At 61.3% G+C, this 17719-nt stretch carries 13 protein-coding genes; 5 read left to right on the top strand and 8 right to left on the bottom strand.

Translation table 11 applies throughout. The features are described 5' to 3' along the window. The first annotated feature begins 160 nt into the window (after positions 1 to 160). Positions 161 to 1210: a Fe(3+) ABC transporter substrate-binding protein gene (locus ACLKMW_RS04715; protein ID WP_415723240.1), complete on the top strand. Its 1050-nt coding sequence runs from the start codon at positions 161 to 163 to the stop codon at positions 1208 to 1210. 80 nt (positions 1211 to 1290) lie between these two features. Further along, entirely contained in the window at positions 1291 to 3000 is a 1710-nt protein-coding gene (locus ACLKMW_RS04720) for an ABC transporter permease (RefSeq protein WP_415723603.1), read from the top strand. 313 nt (positions 3001 to 3313) lie between these two features. On the opposite strand, the gene ACLKMW_RS04725 is transcribed toward ACLKMW_RS04720, so the two are convergent. Continuing rightward, complete coding sequence (locus tag ACLKMW_RS04725) at positions 3314 to 5272, bottom strand: acetoacetate--CoA ligase (RefSeq protein ID WP_415723241.1); 1959 nt, start codon at positions 5270 to 5272, stop codon at positions 3314 to 3316. Positions 5273 to 5458: 186 nt separating this feature from the next. Between ACLKMW_RS04725 and ACLKMW_RS04730 the strand changes: the two genes are divergently transcribed. Then, the gene (locus ACLKMW_RS04730; RefSeq protein ID WP_415723242.1) at positions 5459 to 7309 is read left to right on the top strand and encodes an AsmA family protein; all 1851 of its coding nucleotides are present in this window, start codon (positions 5459 to 5461) and stop codon (positions 7307 to 7309) included. A gap of 13 nt (positions 7310 to 7322) precedes the next feature. Here the strand turns inward: ACLKMW_RS04730 and ACLKMW_RS04735 are convergent, their stop codons facing one another. The 7 genes from ACLKMW_RS04735 to ACLKMW_RS04765 form a co-directional block, all read right to left on the bottom strand. Next, complete coding sequence (locus ACLKMW_RS04735; protein WP_415723243.1) at positions 7323 to 8141, bottom strand: ABC transporter permease; 819 nt, start codon at positions 8139 to 8141, stop codon at positions 7323 to 7325. A 6-nt stretch (positions 8142 to 8147) separates the two neighbouring features. Continuing rightward, on the bottom strand, positions 8148 to 9113 hold the full coding sequence (locus ACLKMW_RS04740) for an ABC transporter permease subunit (protein WP_415723244.1): 966 nt from the start codon (positions 9111 to 9113) through the stop codon (positions 8148 to 8150). Between the two features lie 8 nt (positions 9114 to 9121). Further along, the gene (locus ACLKMW_RS04745; protein WP_415723245.1) at positions 9122 to 10261 is read right to left on the bottom strand and encodes an ABC transporter ATP-binding protein; all 1140 of its coding nucleotides are present in this window, start codon (positions 10259 to 10261) and stop codon (positions 9122 to 9124) included. Between the two features lie 68 nt (positions 10262 to 10329). After that, entirely contained in the window at positions 10330 to 11427 is a 1098-nt protein-coding gene (locus ACLKMW_RS04750; protein ID WP_415723246.1) for a polyamine ABC transporter substrate-binding protein, read from the bottom strand. A gap of 106 nt (positions 11428 to 11533) precedes the next feature. Further along, the gene (locus tag ACLKMW_RS04755) at positions 11534 to 12916 is read right to left on the bottom strand and encodes a glutamine synthetase family protein (protein WP_415723604.1); all 1383 of its coding nucleotides are present in this window, start codon (positions 12914 to 12916) and stop codon (positions 11534 to 11536) included. A gap of 176 nt (positions 12917 to 13092) precedes the next feature. Beyond that, on the bottom strand, positions 13093 to 14049 hold the full coding sequence (locus tag ACLKMW_RS04760) for a DMT family transporter (protein ID WP_415723247.1): 957 nt from the start codon (positions 14047 to 14049) through the stop codon (positions 13093 to 13095). Positions 14050 to 14203: 154 nt separating this feature from the next. Continuing rightward, entirely contained in the window at positions 14204 to 15640 is a 1437-nt protein-coding gene (locus ACLKMW_RS04765; RefSeq protein ID WP_415723248.1) for a helix-turn-helix domain-containing protein, read from the bottom strand. A gap of 234 nt (positions 15641 to 15874) precedes the next feature. On the opposite strand from ACLKMW_RS04765, the gene aceA reads away from it, so the two are divergent. Both aceA and ACLKMW_RS04775 read left to right on the top strand, forming a co-directional pair. Then, complete coding sequence (gene aceA / locus ACLKMW_RS04770) at positions 15875 to 17164, top strand: isocitrate lyase (RefSeq protein WP_415723249.1); 1290 nt, start codon at positions 15875 to 15877, stop codon at positions 17162 to 17164. A gap of 87 nt (positions 17165 to 17251) precedes the next feature. After that, positions 17252 to 17494, top strand: a complete 243-nt coding sequence (locus ACLKMW_RS04775) for an SMc00767 family acetate metabolism repressor (protein WP_415723250.1) — start codon at positions 17252 to 17254, stop codon at positions 17492 to 17494. Positions 17495 to 17719 lie beyond the last annotated feature (225 nt).

Below are 17719 nucleotides of genomic sequence, written 5' to 3' on the forward strand. Positions count from 1 at the left end.
CTGTCTTGTTCTCTCCAGTTTAGAATAATTCTAAACTATTGAAATTATTGGGCTTTCTATTGACCTCCCGCGGCAAATGACCCAAAAGATGAGTGGCCTGCCGTGCAGCGGCCAGCATATGCCCCCGGGGCCTTGAACCCCTCTGGTCTGGAGAGAAACAATGACAATCGGAAACGCGCGGTCGAAGGCGGCCGGATACGCCGCTCTAGCGCTTGCCACCCTTTTCGCCGGCTCCGCGCTCGCGGACGGCACCGTCAACATCTACACCTACCGCCAGCCGGAGCTGATCCAGCCCGTGCTCGACGCCTTCACCGCCGAAACCGGCATCAAGACGGAGGTGTTGTTTCTCGACAAGGGCCTGGAGGAACGCATCCTGGCCGAAGGGCAGAATTCGCCGGCCGACGTGATCATGACCGTCGACGTCGCGCGTCTGACCACCGCCAAGGAAAAGGGCGTGACGCAGGCGCTGGACGACGCGACCGTCAATGCCAATCTTCCTGCCGAGTATCGCGATCCGGAGGGCCACTGGTTCGGCGTCACCAAGCGCGCGCGTGTCGTCTACGCCTCCAAGGAGCGTGTGAAGGACACCACCATTACTTACGCCGAACTCGCCGACCCCAAGTGGAAGGGCAAGATCTGCATGCGTTCGGGTCAGCACGACTACAATCTGGCGCTGTTTGGGGCCGCCATAGCGCATTGGGGTCCGGAAAAGACCGAAGAATGGATGAAGGGCCTGAAAGCCAATCTGGCACGCAAGCCCGAGGGCGGCGACCGGCCGCAGGCCAAGGCGATCGCCGCCGGTGAATGCGACATCGCCATCGGCAACACCTACTATGTCGGCTTGATGCGGACCAACGAAAAGGATTCGCAGGAGAAGGAGTGGGGCAACGGCATCAACGTGCTTTTCCCCACCTTTGAGAATGGCCTCACCCATGTGAACATTTCGGGTGCCGCGCTCGCCAAGAACGCCCCCAACCGCGAAAATGGCGTGAAGCTGATCCAGTTCCTGTCCAGCCACAAGGCGCAGCAGGTCTATGCCGAGAAGAACTTCGAATATCCGGTGGAACCCGGTCTTGAGCCTTCCGAAACAGTGAAGGCGTTCGGCGAACTGAAGTCCGATACGCTGCCGCTGGTCGAGATCGCCAAGAACCGCAAGGCGGCCTCCGAGATGGTTGACCGCGTCGGCCTGGATGACGGCCCCGCAAGTTGAGGGCGGAAATAACCTCCCAAGCGAAAAGTCGGACCGGTGGGCCGGCTTTTTGCGTTTTTGAGGCGAGTTGAGTGTCCGGAATTCGATCCATATCCGAGGCGCGACTGCACCGGGCAGCGGAGCCGGGGCGGCTTCGCGTCAAGCGAATCCGTCATACCAGCACGCATGTCGCCACATTGGCGATCTGCGCCTGCGTGCTCCTGCCGATCCTGTCGCTCGCCTATGTAGCGCTGTCGGGCACGGCCGAAGACTGGCCGCACCTCATCGCTAACGTACTGCCGGGCTCCAGCGTAACCACCCTCTACCTCCTCGCGCTGGTCGCGACAGCGACCTCAATCGTCGGCGTGACCGGTGCTTGGCTGGTCGTCACCTTCGACTTTCCGTTCCGCAAGAGCTTTGCCTGGGCGCTGGTGTTGCCGCTTGCGGTTCCACCCTATCTCGCGGCCTATGCTTTCGGAGAATTCTTTCATTATACCGGCCCGGTGCAGAGCCTCGTTCGGGCGATCTTCGGCTTCGATACGATTCGCGACTACTGGTTTCCCGACATTCGCTCGACGCCGGGTACAGCGTTCGTGCTGTCCTGCGTTCTCTATCCTTACGTCTATCTCACCACCCGAATCATTTTCCTGATGCAGGGCCGCAACATCGCCGACGTGGCGCGAACGCTTGGCGCCACGCCTTCGAGAGTATTCTGGCGCGTGCTGCTGCCGGTGGCGCGTCCGGCCATCGTGGCCGGCGTCGCGCTGGTGTTGATGGAGACAATCAACGACATTGGTGCCGCCGAATATCTTGGCGTCCGCACTTTGACCTTCTCCGTCTACGCAACATGGCTCAATCGCGGCAGCCTGGAAGGCGGCGCACAGATCGCCCTTTTGATGCTGCTTCTGGTGTTCCTCCTGCTAGCGGCCGAACTCTGGGCGCGCCGCCGCCAGCGCTTCCACACCGGCCGCGCCACTCATATGCGCGCGCGCCCTCCCCGTGTGAAACTTACGGGCCCGCGCGCAGCAATTGCCGTGCTGGCCACCGGCCTGCCCGTGCTTACCGGTTTCGGCATCCCGCTGTTCGTCTTCGGCCAATATGCCTCGCGCCGAACCGACCAGTTCCTCTCGCCAGAACTCGGCGACGCTTTCCTGCACAGCGTCATGACGGCGATGGTGACTGCCGTTCTCACGGTTGGGCTGGCGCTTTTCCTGATCAACGCGGTACGGCTCTGCAAATCCCGGTCGATCGCCGCGACAGTGCGGCTCGCCTCCGTCGGTTACGCGCTTCCCGGCGGCATTCTCGGTCTCGGGCTGCTGTTTGCTCTGGCGCGCTTCGACAACGCCATCGATGGTTTTGCGCGGGCACATTGGGGATTTTCGACCGGGCTATTGCTGACCGGCTCGGCGGCCGCGGTCATCATCGCCTGCTCGATCCGTTTCCTGGCGCTGGCCGAAGGCGCCATTCGCTCGGGCATGGAAAAGCTGCCGCCAAACCTTGACGAGGCCGCGCGCAGCCTCGGCCAGACGCCTGGCCGCAGCGCGGCTAAAATTCTGCTGCCGCTTTTGAAGCCGGCGATCTTCACCGCCGCCGTGCTGGTGTTCGTCGACACGATCAAGGAGCTTTCGGCCACGATCCTTCTTCGGCCGTTCGGCTTCAACACGCTCGCGACCTATGTCTACGAAAACGCCTCGCGCGGTGTGCCGGAAGATGGGGCGGTGGCGGCGATCCTTATCATTTTGACCGCGCTGGTGCCGGTCATCCTGCTCTCGGGCGCCTTGGCACGCGACCGCGAAGGCACGCCGCTATAGGCTGTTGCGCATCCAAGAAAAAAGGCGTTCCCAGAGGAACGCCTGAATTTCAACGTTTGTCACAACGGGGCTTGAGCGAAATGGCACCGCAAGTGCGAACCGGGAATTTCCCTCAAGTTGCGACCAATATCGCGGCCAAGACTTAATAATTCCTTACCGGAATGCGATCAAATTTACGAATGTGTACCACTTGTGAAACCTCGGTAAACTTCGCGATTACCATTGATTAAGCATGTTCGAGCGGACCTCGGCGAGTAGCCTGCCGCGGAAATCGCGGGCCGATGGGTGGCGGCGGATCGCAGGGCGCGACGTATCAACGCTTCAGCGCCGGAAGGTCCCTGAACAGCTCTAGCGCTTCCGGATTGGCCAGCGCTTCCTTGTTCTTGACTGCTCGGCCATGAACGATGTCGCGCACAGCGATCTCGGTGATCTTGCCGGATTTGGTGCGGGGAATGTCGGCAACGGCGACAATCCGGGCCGGCACGTGGCGGGGGCTTGCACCGCTGCGGATTTTGGCCTTGATCGCCTTTTCCAGCGCTTCGTCCAGTCTTACGCCCTCGGCCAGACGCACGAACAGCACCACGCGCACGTCACCCTCCCAATCCTGCCCGATACAGAGCGCCTCGAGGATCTCCGGCATCTGCTCGACCTGATTGTAGATTTCGGCGGTGCCGATGCGCACGCCCCCTGGGTTAAGCGTGGCATCCGAGCGGCCATGAATGATGATGCCGCCATGCTCCGTCCATTCGGCGAAGTCGCCATGGCACCAGACGTTGTCGAAACGCTCGAAATAGGCGGCGTGGTATTTGGCGCGATCCGGATCGTTCCAGAATCCGATCGGCATCGACGGAAAGGCGCGGGTACAGACAAGCTCCCCCTTCTGCTGACGGACAGGCCTGCCATCGTCGTCCCATACATCGACGGCCATGCCGAGACCGGCCGCCTGGATCTCGCCGATCCAGACCGGCTCGATCGGCACACCTAAAACGAAGCAGGAGACGATATCGGTTCCGCCTGAAATCGAAGCCAGGTGAACGTCCTTTTTGATGCCGTCATAGACGAAGGCAAAGCACTCGGGCGAGAGCGGCGACCCGGTCGAAGACAGCGTCCGCACGCTTGAAAGATCGTGGGATTCGATCGGGCGCAATCCAGCCTTGCGCACCGAGTCGATGAACTTCGCCGACGTGCCGAAATAGGTCATCCTCTCCCGGTCGGCGAAGTCGAAGAGCACGTTGCCGCCCGGATAGAAGGGCGATCCGTCGTAGAGAAGCAGCGTCGCCCCGACAGCAAGTCCGGAGACCAGCCAATTCCACATCATCCAGCCGCAGGTGGTGAAGTAGAAGAAACGGTCGCCCTCGCCGACATCGGCGTGAAGACAAAGTTCCTTCACATGCTGGAGCAGTGTACCGCCAGCCGAATGCACGATGCATTTGGGGATGCCGGTGGTGCCGGACGAATAGAGAATATAGAGGGGGTGGGAAAATGGCAGGCGCTCGAAGGTAACGGGGCGCGCGCCGAAAGGTGCCAGCGCCGCTGCAAGCGCCTCGGCCTTTTCGATGCCGCTGGCAACCTCCCCTGCCTTGCCGAGATAGTCGACAATCAACACCTTGCGCGCGGAGGGGAGCTTGGCGGCCACTTCCGCGACCTTGGCCGAAACGTCGATCTCCTTGCCGTTGTAGAAATAACCATGGGATGCGATGAACACGACCGGTTCGATCTGGCCGAAGCGGTCGAGCACGCCCTGCACGCCGAAATCCGGCGAACAGGAGGACCACACAGCACCGAGGGAGGCCGCCGCCAGCATGCCGGCGACGGCCTCCGGCATATTGGGAATCATCGCCGCGACCCGATCGCCCGGACCGACGCCAAGCGCTCGCAAAAGCTGTTGGAGACGCGAAACAAGCGCGTGCAACTCGTCCCAGGACAGACGACGTTCGACCTTATCCTCGCCCTTGAAGACGATAGCGTCGGCGCTTCCCGTCCGGCGCAGCAGGTTCTCGGCGAAGTTCAGCCGCGCCTGCGGGAAGAATGTGGCGCCGGGCATCCTGTCGCCATCGACGAGCACCTGTTCTCCGCGCTCGCCAATTACACCGCAGAACTCCCAAACGAGATTCCAGAAGGCTTCGCGATCCTCGACCGACCAGTTATGCAACTCACCATAGGTGGCGAAGCGTTTTCCGGCCCGAAGGGAAGCCGCCTCCATGAATGCCGTCATCCGGGCGGCGGCGATCCGCTCGGCGGAAGGCGTCCAGAGCGGAGCGGCATCGGTCATGGCATCATCCTCCGGCAAGTCGGTGTCGTGCATTTCACCTTGAATCACGGCAAGATGCTATCCCCTACGCCGCTCAACTGCGCTGACAATAAAGGTTGAAATGTCATGCGCGTTCGCTAAACCCGACAACGTGGCGTCGATTTGCGCGGCGGCAATTGGCCAATCGGTCAGCACGAACGAGGCGAAATGCCATCTCCACTGATCAGACGCAGCATCTGGATCTTCGCCGCGCTCATTCTGGCGGTGGCGCTGGTCGTGTCGGCTTTGCCGCTGCTTGCTTCCACCCGCATCGTGCACAATCGAATCGCTTACGAGTTGAGCTCGTTGAGCGGCTATCAGGTGACCATCGGCGCGCCCCCCGAAATCCAGGTCTGGCCGAATTTTCGGGCGATCCTTACCAATGTCAGGCTTTCGCCGTGGGGCCAGAGCGATCACCCGCCGGTAATTGAGGCAGAGCGTCTCGAAATCGGGCTATCACCTTTCGCGGCACTCTCGGGGGATGTGGAGTTCTCGAACGCCAGGCTGGTGCGCCCCACACTCCGTCTCGAAAAGGCTGCGGACGGCTCTCTCATGGTGGCCAAATCCGGCGGCGGGCGCGTCTCGCGTGCTGTTCAGGCAATGCGGGAGGCCATTCTTGCCAATCCGGAGGCGCCCGACCCGGCTCGGATCTCGTCCGATAGTTTCGGCAGTGTCGAGGTTACCGACGGCCGTCTGACCGTATTCGCGGACGCGAAGGACCGGGAAATCATCACAGGCATCGCCGGGAAACTGTCTTGGCCGACGCTCAACAAGGCGGCATCCCTGAAGGCTACTGCAATCTGGCGCGGCGAATCGGTAACCCTCGACGTCTCATCGCCCAAGCCGCTGACGCTGTTTGCAGGTGGCGAGGCACCGCTTGCCGCCTCAATGAATTCAGCCCCGGCAACTGCTTCGTTCGAAGGCCTGGTGAGGGCCGATGAAAACCCTTATCTCGACGGCAAGATCAAGTTCGCGTCTCCCTCGCTCAGGCGCATGCTGGAATGGTCGCGCGCCGATACGGCTTCAAGCACCACCATAGGTTCGGTGTCGATAGCCGGCCATATGACCGGAGATGCCCGACGGCTGAAATTCGAGAACGCCGAGATCATGTTCGACGACAACCCCGGCATGGGCACGCTCGATCTCGCGCGCGGTGAAGGCGTGCCCCTGCTTTCGGGAACCTTGGCGTTCGAGACGCTCGACCTGAAGACCTTCCTCGCGGCATTCACGCCGCTGGCACCAGGGAGTCCGACGGCCCCAACTGAGATCGATCCGGTTTTCTCGGACCGGCTCAACCTCGATCTTCGACTATCGGCAGCCAAGGCAACAGCAGGCTCGGTCACTTTGGCCGACGTCGCCGCAACCGCTCAGGTCAAGAGCGGGCTCTCGGTCTTCGACATTTCGGATGCCGCGGCTTTCGGTGGCAACATCCAGGCCGGCGTCCGCTTCGACCGCAAGCCGGAAGGCACTCAGGTTGAAATGCGGTTGCTGGCATCCGATGTCGATGGCGGCGCGTTCGGAACGGCAGCCGGCATGACGCGGCTTGTGCCTATCGGCCGTGGCACCGTGTCCATCATTCTGAAAGGTGCCGGCCGGGCCTGGGACTCCATTCTGGAGAACGCGGACGGATCGATCTCGGCGAATTTCGGCGAAGGCGCGCTATCGGATTTCGATCTCGCCAGCTTCCTCAAGCGCAGTTCGGACGGTGGCTTCTTTGCGCTCGACGACGTAGCGAAAGGGTCGCTGCCGATTGAAGGCGCCGAGGTCAAGGCCAGTGTCTCGCGTGGCGTCATAAGGATTGAGAAAGCCGAAGCACGCACCGCTCAAGGCAGACTGTGGCTGAATGGCATTGTGCCCTATGTCGGGCGCGGATTGGCCTTGTCGGGTGGCCTGCTGACGCCCGAAGAGGCTGCGGAATTGAATGGCGCGCAGCCGCCGGTGAGGTTTTTCGTCGGCGGCACATGGAATGCGCCGTTCATCTCGCCGGTCCAGGCGCCGCTTGCCGCGCCTGCGCAGTAGAAGCCCTGTCTAATTAGCCCCGTTGCGCCACCTGCTCGTCGCGCCGGCGCTGGACCTCGCGGCGCTTGTTGACGATGGAAGCCGCCACCACGCCCGCGGTGACGATGCCGATCAGGATCGTGCAGGCGGCGTTGATCTCCGGCGTCACGCCAAGGCGCACCTGGCTGTAGATTTTCATCGGCAGCGTGGTGGCGCCCGGTCCCGAGGTAAAGCTCGCGATAACGAGATCGTCCAGCGACAGCGTGAAGGCCAGCATCCAACCCGAAATGATTGCCGGCAAGATGACCGGAAGCGTGATCTGGAAGAAGGTCTTGACCGGCGGGGCGCCCAGATCCATCGCCGCCTCCTCCAGTGAGCGGTCGAAGCTCAAAAGCCGCGACTGGACCACAACGGCAACGAAGCACATGGAAAAGGTGATGTGCGCAAGGGTCACCGTCACAAAGCCGCGATCGAGCCCGATCGCCACGAAAAGCAGAAGCAGCGAGAGCCCGGTGATGACTTCCGGCATGACCAGCGGCGCAAACACCATGCCTGAAAACAGCAGCCGGCCGCGAAAGCGCGTGTAGCGCGTCAGCGTCAGCGCCGCCAACGTACCGAGCACGGTCGCGACGCTTGCCGATATCAACGCCACCCGCAGCGTAACCCAGGTGGCGTTCATGAGACCGACATTGTTGAACAGTTCGCCATACCATTTGGTCGAGAAACCGCCCCATACGGTGACCAGCTTGGACTCGTTGAACGAGAAAATGACGAGCAGCACGATCGGCAAATAGAGGAAGGCAAAGCCGAGCACGATCGAGGTGATGTTGAAGCGGCTCCAGGTGGCGTTCATGTCAGTTCACCGATCCCGTTCCTGCGCGCGCGCCTGCGATTGCTGGAAGATCACGATCGGAACGACCAGAAGCAGGAGCAGGATGACAGCCACCGCCGACGAGACCGGCCAGTCGCGATTGGCGAAGAACTCGTTCCACAGCGTCTTGCCGATCATCAGCGTCTGCGAACCGCCAAGCAGATCCGGAATCACGAATTCGCCGACCGCCGGAATGAAGACCAGAAGACAGCCGGCGACAACGCCGGGGATCGATAGCGGGAAGGTGATTTTCCAGAAGGCGCTGATCGGCGGACAGCCGAGATCCTTGGCCGCCTCGATAAGCGAATAGTCCATCTTTTCCAGCGACGAATAGAGCGGCAGGATCATGAACGGCAGGTAGGAATAGACGATGCCGATGAAAATCGCCGCATGCGTGTTCAGGATAATCAGCGGCTGGTCGATGATGCCCGTGGCCAGCAGGAACTGGTTGAGCAGGCCTTCCGGCTTCAATATGCCGATCCAGGCGTAGACGCGGATCAGGAAGCTTGTCCAGAACGGCAGGATGACCAGCATCAACAGCGTCGGCCGCAGGGACTCCGGCGCGCGCGCCATTCCGTAAGCGATCGGATAGCCGACGAGCAGCGTAAGGAACGTCGAGATGCCCGCAATGACCAGGCTGGAAACGTAGGCGTTGATATAAAGCGCGTCCTCGGTCAGCCAGACATAGTTGTCGAGGCTGAGCTGCTTCAACTGCTCGAACAGACCGGCGATGCCTTCGCCCAATCCGAGCACCGGCTGGTAGGGAGGCATCGAGATCGCCGTCTGCGACAGCGAAATCTTGAAGACGATGACGAAGGGAACCAGAAAGAAAAACAGCAGCCACAGATAGGGCACGACGATGACCAGCCGGCTGTAGAGCGCCGTCGCCGCGCGCCTGAGCGCTGAAGGACGGGAGGCGGCGGCTTCCGGAGCGACGACGGCGACGTCTGTCATTGTCGATCCTATCTCGTCAGCACCACGCCGGCATCGGGCAGAAACGAGATCCAGGCCCGATCATTCCAGCTCAGCGGATTGTCGGCGACGCGCGACGCATTCAGCGAACTCGCCTTCACCACCTGCCCGTCGGGCAACCTGACGTGATAGACGGTCATGTCGCCGAGATAGGCGATGTCGTAGATTTCCCCTTCGACGACATTGGCCTTGCCGTCTTCCGGCTTTCGCGAGGTCACCTTGATCTTTTCGGGCCGGATCGCGAAGGCGACCGGGCTCCCTGCGGTCGCGTTGCCGACATTGTCGGCGTGGATCGTCATGCCGTTGCCGGCGATGCGGGCCCTCCCGGCGTCAAGCTCGGCTACGGTCCCCTCGAACATGTTCACATTGCCGACGAAACTCGCGACAAAACGCGAACTCGGAGCCTCGTAGACCTCCGCAGGCGTCGCCACCTGCATGACCTCGCCCTTGTCGAGGATGGCGATGCGATCGGCCATCGTCATCGCCTCCTCCTGATCGTGGGTGACGACAAGGAAGGTCAGGCCAAGATTCTGCTGGAGGTCCATCAGCTCGAACTGCGTTTCCTCACGCAATTTCTTGTCCAGCGCACCCAACGGCTCGTCAAGCAGCAGCACTTTGGGACGCTTGGCCACCGAGCGCGCCAAAGCCACGCGCTGACGCTGGCCACCCGAAAGCTGGTGCGGCTTGCGCCTGGCGAACTGCTCGAGCTTAACCAGCTTGAGCATTTCGCCGACGCGCGCCTCGATCTCCGGCTTGGGCATGCCGTCCTGCTTCAGGCCGAAGGCTATGTTGGCCTCGACCGTCATATGCGGAAACAGCGCATATGACTGGAACATCATGTTGACCGGGCGGCGATACGGCGGAATGCCGCGCAGATCCTGCCCGTCGAGCAGGATGCGCCCGGAAGTCGGCTCGTCAAAGCCGGCAAGCATGCGCAACAGCGTCGACTTCCCGCAGCCGGACGCGCCGAGCAGCGCAAAGAACTCACGTTCGAAAATACTGAGCGACAGGTTGTTGACGGCGGTGAAATCGCCGAAACGCTTGGTGACGTTCTCAAAAACTATATAGGGCTTGGCATCAGGATCGCTCCACGGCGCAAAGCTCCTGCGAATGCTTCCAAGCGATTTCATGAAAAACCCGCCTCGCTCGCTCGCCGCATATCAAAGACCCCGCAGATGCTCTGCGGGGTCTTTGACGCTTATTGCCCGGTTACGATCTTCGTCCATGCGCGTGTGAACACGCGCTGCGTCTTGGGGTCGAGCGTCGTGTTGACGAAAAGCTTGGCCAGCACCGCGTCGTCCGGATAGACGGCCGGATCGTTGCGAACTTCGGGATCGAGAAACTCCTGCGAAGCCTTGTTGCCATTGGCGTAGAAGACGTAGTTGGAGGACTTGGCGATGACCTCCGGCTTCATGATGTAGTTCAGGAATTCGTGCGCTTCGGCAACATGCGGCGCATCGGCGGGAATTGCCATCTGATCAAACCACATCTGCGTGCCTTCCTTTGGAATGACATAGGAAAGCTCGACGCCCTGATCGGCCTCGGCGGCCCGGTCGCGCGCCTGGAAGATGTCGCCCGACCAGCCGACGGCTATGCAGATGTCGCCATTTGCCAGGCCATTGATGAATTCGGAGGAATGGAACTTGCGCACATAGGGACGAACCTTGAGCAGCGCCTCTTCCGCCTTGGCAATGTCTGCCGGATCATGGCTGTCCGGGTTCAATCCCAGATAGGCAAGCGTCACCGGAATCATGTCCGTCGGTGAATCGAGGAAGTTGATGCCGCAATCCTTGAGCTTTGCAGCCTGCTCCGGATCAAAGACTGCCTTCCAGCTATCGATCTTGTCGGTGCCGAGGGCTTCCTTGATTTTCGCAATATTGTAGCCGATGCCGATCGTTCCCCACATATAGTTGATGGAATATTCGTTGCCGGGATCGAAAATCTTGGTCCGATCGGTCACGACATCCCACATGTTCTTCAGATTGGGAAGCTTCGACTTGTCGAGCTTCTGATAGACGCCGGCCTCGATTTGACGCTGCAGAAAGCTCCCGGTCGGCACGACGACGTCATACCCGCTGCCGCCCGCCAGCAGCTTGGTTTCGAGAATTTCGTTCGAATCATAGACGTCGTAGACGACCTTGATGCCGGTTTCCTTGGTGAAATCGGCAATGATCGATTCATCGATATAGTCGGACCAGTTGAAAACGTTGACGACGCGCTCCTGCGCACTCGCCGCCATCGTCAAAGCCACCGAGAACGCCGTGGTGGCTGACAGCCAAAGCGCCTTGCGAATCATCTGAAACCTCCCTTTCAAAGCCCCATGCCCGACTATCGGCAGCCGGGTGTTGATAATTAGCCTATTGACCTTCCGACAGTGCGACAAGCGGAATTGCACCTGCCGATCACAGATAAGTGGTGCGTTCGAGCTGGGTTATTTCGGCCCAGAACGCCAGTATTTCGGCTCTTTTGAGATCCTGGTAGACCTTGGCCATAAGCGGCCCCAGCGCCCGCTCGACGAAAGTGCTTCTGGCCATGAGCTGCAGCGCCTCGTCCATGTCGTCCGGCAGGAAAAGACCGCCGTCGTCATAGGCATTGCCCACCACCGGCGGCGGCGGCACATCGCCATTCTCGATTCCTTCGACCATGCCCTGGATGAGCGTTGCCATGACCAGATAGGGATTGGCGTCGGCCCCGGCGATGCGATGCTCCAGCCGTCGGTTTTCCTCCGACGATACGGGAATACGCAACGCAACCGACCGATTGTTCTCGCCCCAGACCGCCCTTGTCGGCGCATAGGAGCCCGGTGTGATGCGCCGAAAGCCGTTCCAGGTGTTGATGAACAGCAGCAGCGATTCCGGCATGGTCTTGAGCAGTCCGGCGATCGCCGCTTCGAGCCGCTTGCGACCTTCGGCGCCACTGAACATGTTGTTGCCGTCGCGGTCGAGCACCGAGGCGTGGACGTGCATGCCGTTGCCGGCATATTCGAGGAAGGGCTTGGCCATGAAGGTGGCGGTCAGCCCATGGGCGCGGGCGCAGCCCACCACGATACGCTCCAAAAGGATGACATCGTCGGCGGCGCGCAGCGGATCGGCCCGATGCTTGAGGTTGACCTCGAATTGGCCGGGCGCCGCCTCTTTGATGATGGTGTCGATCGGCAGGTTCTGCGCGTCGGCCGCATCGCGGATCATGTCGAACAGTTCGGCGCGCTCAGCCAGGTCATCGAGCCCGTACATGCGCAGCCGGTCGGGGCCTGCAGTGGCGCCAACCGGCGCAGGCATGCCGTCATCCCATTCGATTTCCGGATCGAGCAGATAAAATTCGAGCTCGAAAGCGACGACGGGGAAGAACCCCTTGGCGTTCACTTCCGCGACCTTGCGTTTCAGCACCTGGCGCGAATCGGCCATGAAAGGCTCGCCTTCCGGCGTGAACGTCTGGAGCAGCACCTGCGCGGTCTTGCGCTTGGCCCATGGAACGATCGCCAGAGAACCGCGCGTGGCGCGGCAGTAGCCATCCTTGTCGCCGGTTTCGATGTGCAGGCCGGTTTCAGCGACCTCGCGGCCCCATACGTCGAGCCCGTGCAGCGACATGGGGAAGTTCACCCCATCCTGGAAGGCTTTCTTGAGGGCGTCGCCGGGCGCCCATTTACCGCGCAGCACGCCGTTAGGATCGACGAGCAGGAATTCCACTGCTTCGATATCCGGGTGCTTTTCGACGAAGGCGCGGTATTCGGCTTCGTGCTCCGGTGAGATGAAGGACGATTTTTGAGTCGTTGCGACGGAAGGAATCTTGCCTGGAGAAATATGCGTCGGTGGTTTTTCAACACCCGTCAGGATGGGAGTGATGGGAATGCTGCCGATGGAAGGAGGATTGGTTCCGGGTTGTGCGCTTCCGGTGATTTCTCGCAAGATATACCTGTTTGGCCGTTGCAGATCACATAAGGTGCTGCCGTGTAACAGTTCTGTCAATGGGGATTTGACACACCCGAGACGCCGGGGCGCGCGGGCCGCGACTGGCGCCGGAACTGCAGCCCGATATGGACGAGCAGCGCCACGAAAACCACCGATCCGCCGATGATCGTGCGTGCCGAGGGCACCTCATTGTGGCTGAGCCAGACCCAGATAGGTCCGAGAATAGGCTCGAACGTGCCCAGAAGCGCTGCAAGAGCCGCCGGCACCAGCCGCACGCCCGTGGCGAAGAATGCCAGGCCCACGCCAAGGTTGAGCGCACCGAATGCAACCAGAAATGCCATGTCGCGCGCCGGCGCCGCCAGCGCTCCAGCCTGGTTAAAGGCAAACAGCGCCGCAAACATCGTGCCGAGGCAGGTCGCGGGCGTCATGCGCACATGGGCGAAGCGGCGCGTAATCACGGTCGCGATTGAAAACATCACCGCGATCAGCAGCGCCAGGCTGTCGCCGACCGGCGAAACCTGGCCGCCGAGCGATTCCGAGACCATGATCGCCACGCCGGCGATCACCGCGGCGATAGCTGCCCATGTCGCGCCGGAAACCCGCTCGCGGAACAGCACCCAGGCAAGCAGCGCCGCGAATAGCGGAACGCCAGCCTGGATGAGCAGAATATTGGCGACGGTCGTATAGGTCAGCGCAACGATGAAGGCGGTGGAGGCCGTTGCGAAACACAAGGCGACGCCAAGTCCAGGCAGGCCCATGCCGCCAAACAGTCTCAGCGTACCGCGCAGTCCATCGCGCCAGAACATGAAACCAAGCAGGAAAACGGCCGCCCACACCGAACGCCAGAACACCACGGCCCAACTGTCCTGCAGTTCTATGAAGCGAGCGATGGCGCCGCCGAAGCTCCAGCATAGCGCCGAAAGAAAGACCAGGAGCACGCCAAGACGCTCCGCGCCGGGCGATATTTGCGGTTCGACCGCCGAGCGGGACGAGAGTGTGGTTTCCGACATGGCTCGACCATTGACGTTGCCGGGCACGGACACATGCCGCCTGACGACATATGTGCGTCCCTTCGCGTAGACCAAGCCCAAATGCGACGCGTGATCCAGCGCCCGCTTATGGTTGTGACACCGTCAGCAAAGTTTCAGCCCCGGCGGCCGTGCCTCACTGGAAATCGAAGGCGCTGAGTCCGGTCACCATTTCGTCGAGGCCAAGCGGCCGCGTTATCGGCGGTTCGGCGCGCGCAAGGCATCCGGTGCGCTCGCAGAGCCGGCAGGCAGGGCCGACAGCGGTTGCCGCCACCTGGCCCGGCTTGCCCGGCGCGCCCGGAAGGGCCGCGCCATAAACGGTCTCATCGCGAAAGCCGATGTCGCAGCCGATGAGGATCGCGGTGCGACGCGGGCGCTCGTTGAAGGCGCCCTGCGGCCCCTCGAGCGTTCGGGCAACGCAGAGGAATTCGGCACCGTCCGGCATTTCGACAGCTTCCACGAAAATCTGGCCGGGCTGCGCGAAGGCCGCGTGGACCGGCAGTTTCGGGCAGCCGCCGCCGAAACGGCTTTGCGGAAAGCCCTGGGCGCCCGCCTTGCGGAACCGGTTCCCGGCATTGTCGACCTCCAGCATGAAGAACGGCACGCCGGCGCTGCCCTGCCGCTGCAGCGTCGTCAACCGGTTTGCCGCCTGCTCGAACGACACGCCGAAGCGCGATTTAAGCACATCCACGTCATAGCGCGAGCGCACCGCCGCGGCGTAAAAGGCCTGATAGGGCATCATCAGCGCATGGGCCGCGTAGCGGCCGAGCTCGAAGCGGGCCAGGCGGCGAGCCTCGTCGGAGGACAGCTTGAGATTCTGGATGCCGGAGGCAATCGCCACCTGCATACGCATCAGGCAGGCTTCCATCGCCACTTCACGCAATTGGTCGAAGGGAGACAGCCGCTCTGAAATGAACAGGCGTTGCGAATGGCGGTCGTAGCGCCTGCGCCAGTTCGGCATGGTGGCGACAGGCAGCACCTTGACCACGATGCCGTGCTCACGCTTCAGCCATGCTTTCAATGCCGTCGCCAGATCGTCGCCCGCATCGAGCAGCCTGACGAAAGCATCCGCCTCCTCCTCGATTGCCGGGAAATGATTGGGCTGGCGCTCGAATACCTCATGAACCTCATCAATCGGCAGCCTGGCGCCGGAAAGTGCAGTGGCCCTGCCCTCTCGTGCCAAAAGCTCCGAAAGATCGGACAGGCGCTCAGCCTGCTCCCGATAGGCACGAAACAGCTTGAGAATGGCGGCGGCCGCATTCGGCGCGCCTTCCGCGATCTCGACCAATTCCTGATCGCCCGGCAGTTCCCCGGTCAGAAGCGGGTCGGCGAAAACCTCCTTGAGGGCCGCAATCGAGCCACGCGCCTCACCCTGCAATTCCTCCGGCTCGACCTTGTAGACGGAAGCGAGCTTCAGGATCAGCTGAACAGTCAGCGGTCGCTGATTGCGCTCCAGAAGATTGAGGTAGGAGGGTGAAATGCCCAATCCTTCCGCCATCGCCGTCTGGGTCAGGCCCTTGGCGTTACGGATGCGCCGAATGCGCGGACCGGCGAATATCTTCTGCTCAGCCATGGCGAATTTACATCAATTTACAATTTGATCCCGAATTAGCACGCCTTTCGGGCATTTACAAGATTTACATGTTTACACCTCGGCCTTGTCAAATCGGCGACAGGTTTTCCTTATTTGCCCGGCTATTTCTCAGAAATTCCTCGCTCTTTGCGCGCTGCAATGTAAATTCAGTCACATATCGGCGTCGCAGTTTTCGCCGAGCGTTTTGTCATTCCTGATTGCCCGGAGACCACTATGACCGATTTTTACAATCTCGTTCCGTCCGCACCAGAAGGCCGTTTCGACGGCATCGAGCGGCCGTATACGGCTGATACCGTCAAGCGGCTGCGCGGCTCCGTGCAGATCAAGTACAGCTTGGCCGAAATGGGCGCCAATCGACTGTGGCAGCTCATCAATGAAGAGGATTTCGTCAATGCGCTCGGCGCGCTTTCCGGCAATCAGGCCATGCAGATGGTGCGCGCCGGTCTGAAGGCGATCTATCTGTCGGGTTGGCAGGTGGCGGCCGACGCCAACACCGCTTCGGCCATGTATCCCGATCAGTCGCTCTATCCGGCAAATGCCGCGCCCGAGCTTGCCAAGCGCATCAACCGCACGCTGCAGCGCGCCGACCAGATCGAGACGGCGGAAGGCAATGGCCTGTCGGTCGACACCTGGTTCGCCCCGATCGTGGCGGATGCGGAAGCCGGCTTCGGCGGCCCGCTCAACGCCTTCGAGATCATGAAGGCCTTCATCGAGGCTGGCACCGCGGGCGTTCACTTCGAGGACCAGCTCGCCTCGGAAAAGAAGTGCGGCCATCTCGGCGGCAAGGTTCTGATCCCGACGGCCGCGCATATCCGCAACCTCAATGCGGCGCGTTTGGCCGCCGACGTCATGGGTGTGCCGACGCTGATCGTTGCCCGTACGGACGCCGAAGCCGCCAAGCTTCTGACCTCCGATATCGATGAGCGCGACCAGCCTTTCGTCGACCATGACGCCGGCCGCACCGTCGAAGGCTTCTACCAGGTGAAGAACGGCATCGAACCGTGCATTGCTCGTGCCATTTCCTATGCGCCGCATTGCGACCTGATCTGGATGGAGACCTCCAAGCCGGATCTCGGGCAGGCCAGGAAGTTCGCGGAGGCCGTGCACAAGGCACATCCGGGCAAGAAGCTCGCCTACAACTGCTCGCCGTCGTTCAACTGGAAGAAGAACCTCGACGACGCCACGATCGCGAAATTCCAGCGCGAGCTCGGTGCAATGGGCTACAAGTTCCAGTTCATCACGCTGGCTGGCTTCCACCAGCTCAACTACGGCATGTTCGAACTGGCGCGCGGCTACAAGGATCGCCAGATGGCGGCCTATTCCGAGCTGCAGGAAGCCGAATTCGCGGCGGAGGCCAACGGCTACACCGCGACCAAGCACCAGCGCGAAGTCGGCACCGGCTATTTCGACGCCGTGTCGATGGCAATCACCGGCGGAAAGTCTTCAACCACGGCGATGAAGGAATCGACCGAAAGCGCCCAGTTCCGTTCGGCGGCCGAGTAGAGTAGCTTACGGACGCCGCCCCGGGCTTCGGCCCCGGGCGGCATCCTTGAAAATGCCTCAGGGCAACAGAACCCAACGGAGAACATCATGCCGCCCAAGACACGCGTCAAGGAAAGGGCAGAGGAACAGTCTTCAGCCATGAGCACGGACCAGCAGGCGGCTATCCGCATTGTCGCCAACGACCTGCATCGCCTTAACCAGTCGGTGATGAAGGCTGTGGAGGCGGGTGTTTCGGTCGAGCTGGTGAGGTCGGCAAGGCACCATGGCGGAAACGGCAACTGGGGCGATCTGCTGATCCCGGTGGTCGTCACCCAATCGAGCGGCAACTGACCGGAGCGCGATCCCGGCAGCGAGATCCCTGCCTCCGCCGGAGTCGCGCGTTTATTGCCGCTTATTAAATCACCCGTGCGTTTTGCGTGCGGGTGATATTTTTTTCATGCAGCATTATAGCAAGTCGCTGGAGCAAACTTAACGGCAACAGTCGAATAAATACTTTCAGTTTTCCTCGCTTCCGTGGTCCGTATATTTCAACTTGACAATCGCGGCCGGCGTGAG

It is taken from the genome of Borborobacter xinjiangensis, from assembly GCF_047739745.1.
In the GTDB taxonomy this organism is placed as follows: domain Bacteria; phylum Pseudomonadota; class Alphaproteobacteria; order Rhizobiales; family Rhizobiaceae; genus Pseudaminobacter.

Coding starts and splice junctions, on each gene's coding strand:
- ACLKMW_RS04765 (WP_415723248.1), bottom strand. CDS start 15,640: ATGGCTGAGCAGAAGATATTCGCCGGTCCGCGCATTCGGCGCATCCGT.
- ACLKMW_RS04750 (WP_415723246.1), bottom strand. CDS start 11,427: ATGATTCGCAAGGCGCTTTGGCTGTCAGCCACCACGGCGTTCTCGGTG.
- ACLKMW_RS04735 (WP_415723243.1), bottom strand. CDS start 8,141: ATGAACGCCACCTGGAGCCGCTTCAACATCACCTCGATCGTGCTCGGC.
- ACLKMW_RS04740 (WP_415723244.1), bottom strand. CDS start 9,113: ATGACAGACGTCGCCGTCGTCGCTCCGGAAGCCGCCGCCTCCCGTCCT.
- aceA (WP_415723249.1), top strand. CDS start 15,875: ATGACCGATTTTTACAATCTCGTTCCGTCCGCACCAGAAGGCCGTTTC.
- ACLKMW_RS04760 (WP_415723247.1), bottom strand. CDS start 14,049: ATGTCGGAAACCACACTCTCGTCCCGCTCGGCGGTCGAACCGCAAATA.
- ACLKMW_RS04775 (WP_415723250.1), top strand. CDS start 17,252: ATGCCGCCCAAGACACGCGTCAAGGAAAGGGCAGAGGAACAGTCTTCA.
- ACLKMW_RS04725 (WP_415723241.1), bottom strand. CDS start 5,272: ATGACCGATGCCGCTCCGCTCTGGACGCCTTCCGCCGAGCGGATCGCC.
- ACLKMW_RS04730 (WP_415723242.1), top strand. CDS start 5,459: ATGCCATCTCCACTGATCAGACGCAGCATCTGGATCTTCGCCGCGCTC.
- ACLKMW_RS04745 (WP_415723245.1), bottom strand. CDS start 10,261: ATGAAATCGCTTGGAAGCATTCGCAGGAGCTTTGCGCCGTGGAGCGAT.
- ACLKMW_RS04715 (WP_415723240.1), top strand. CDS start 161: ATGACAATCGGAAACGCGCGGTCGAAGGCGGCCGGATACGCCGCTCTA.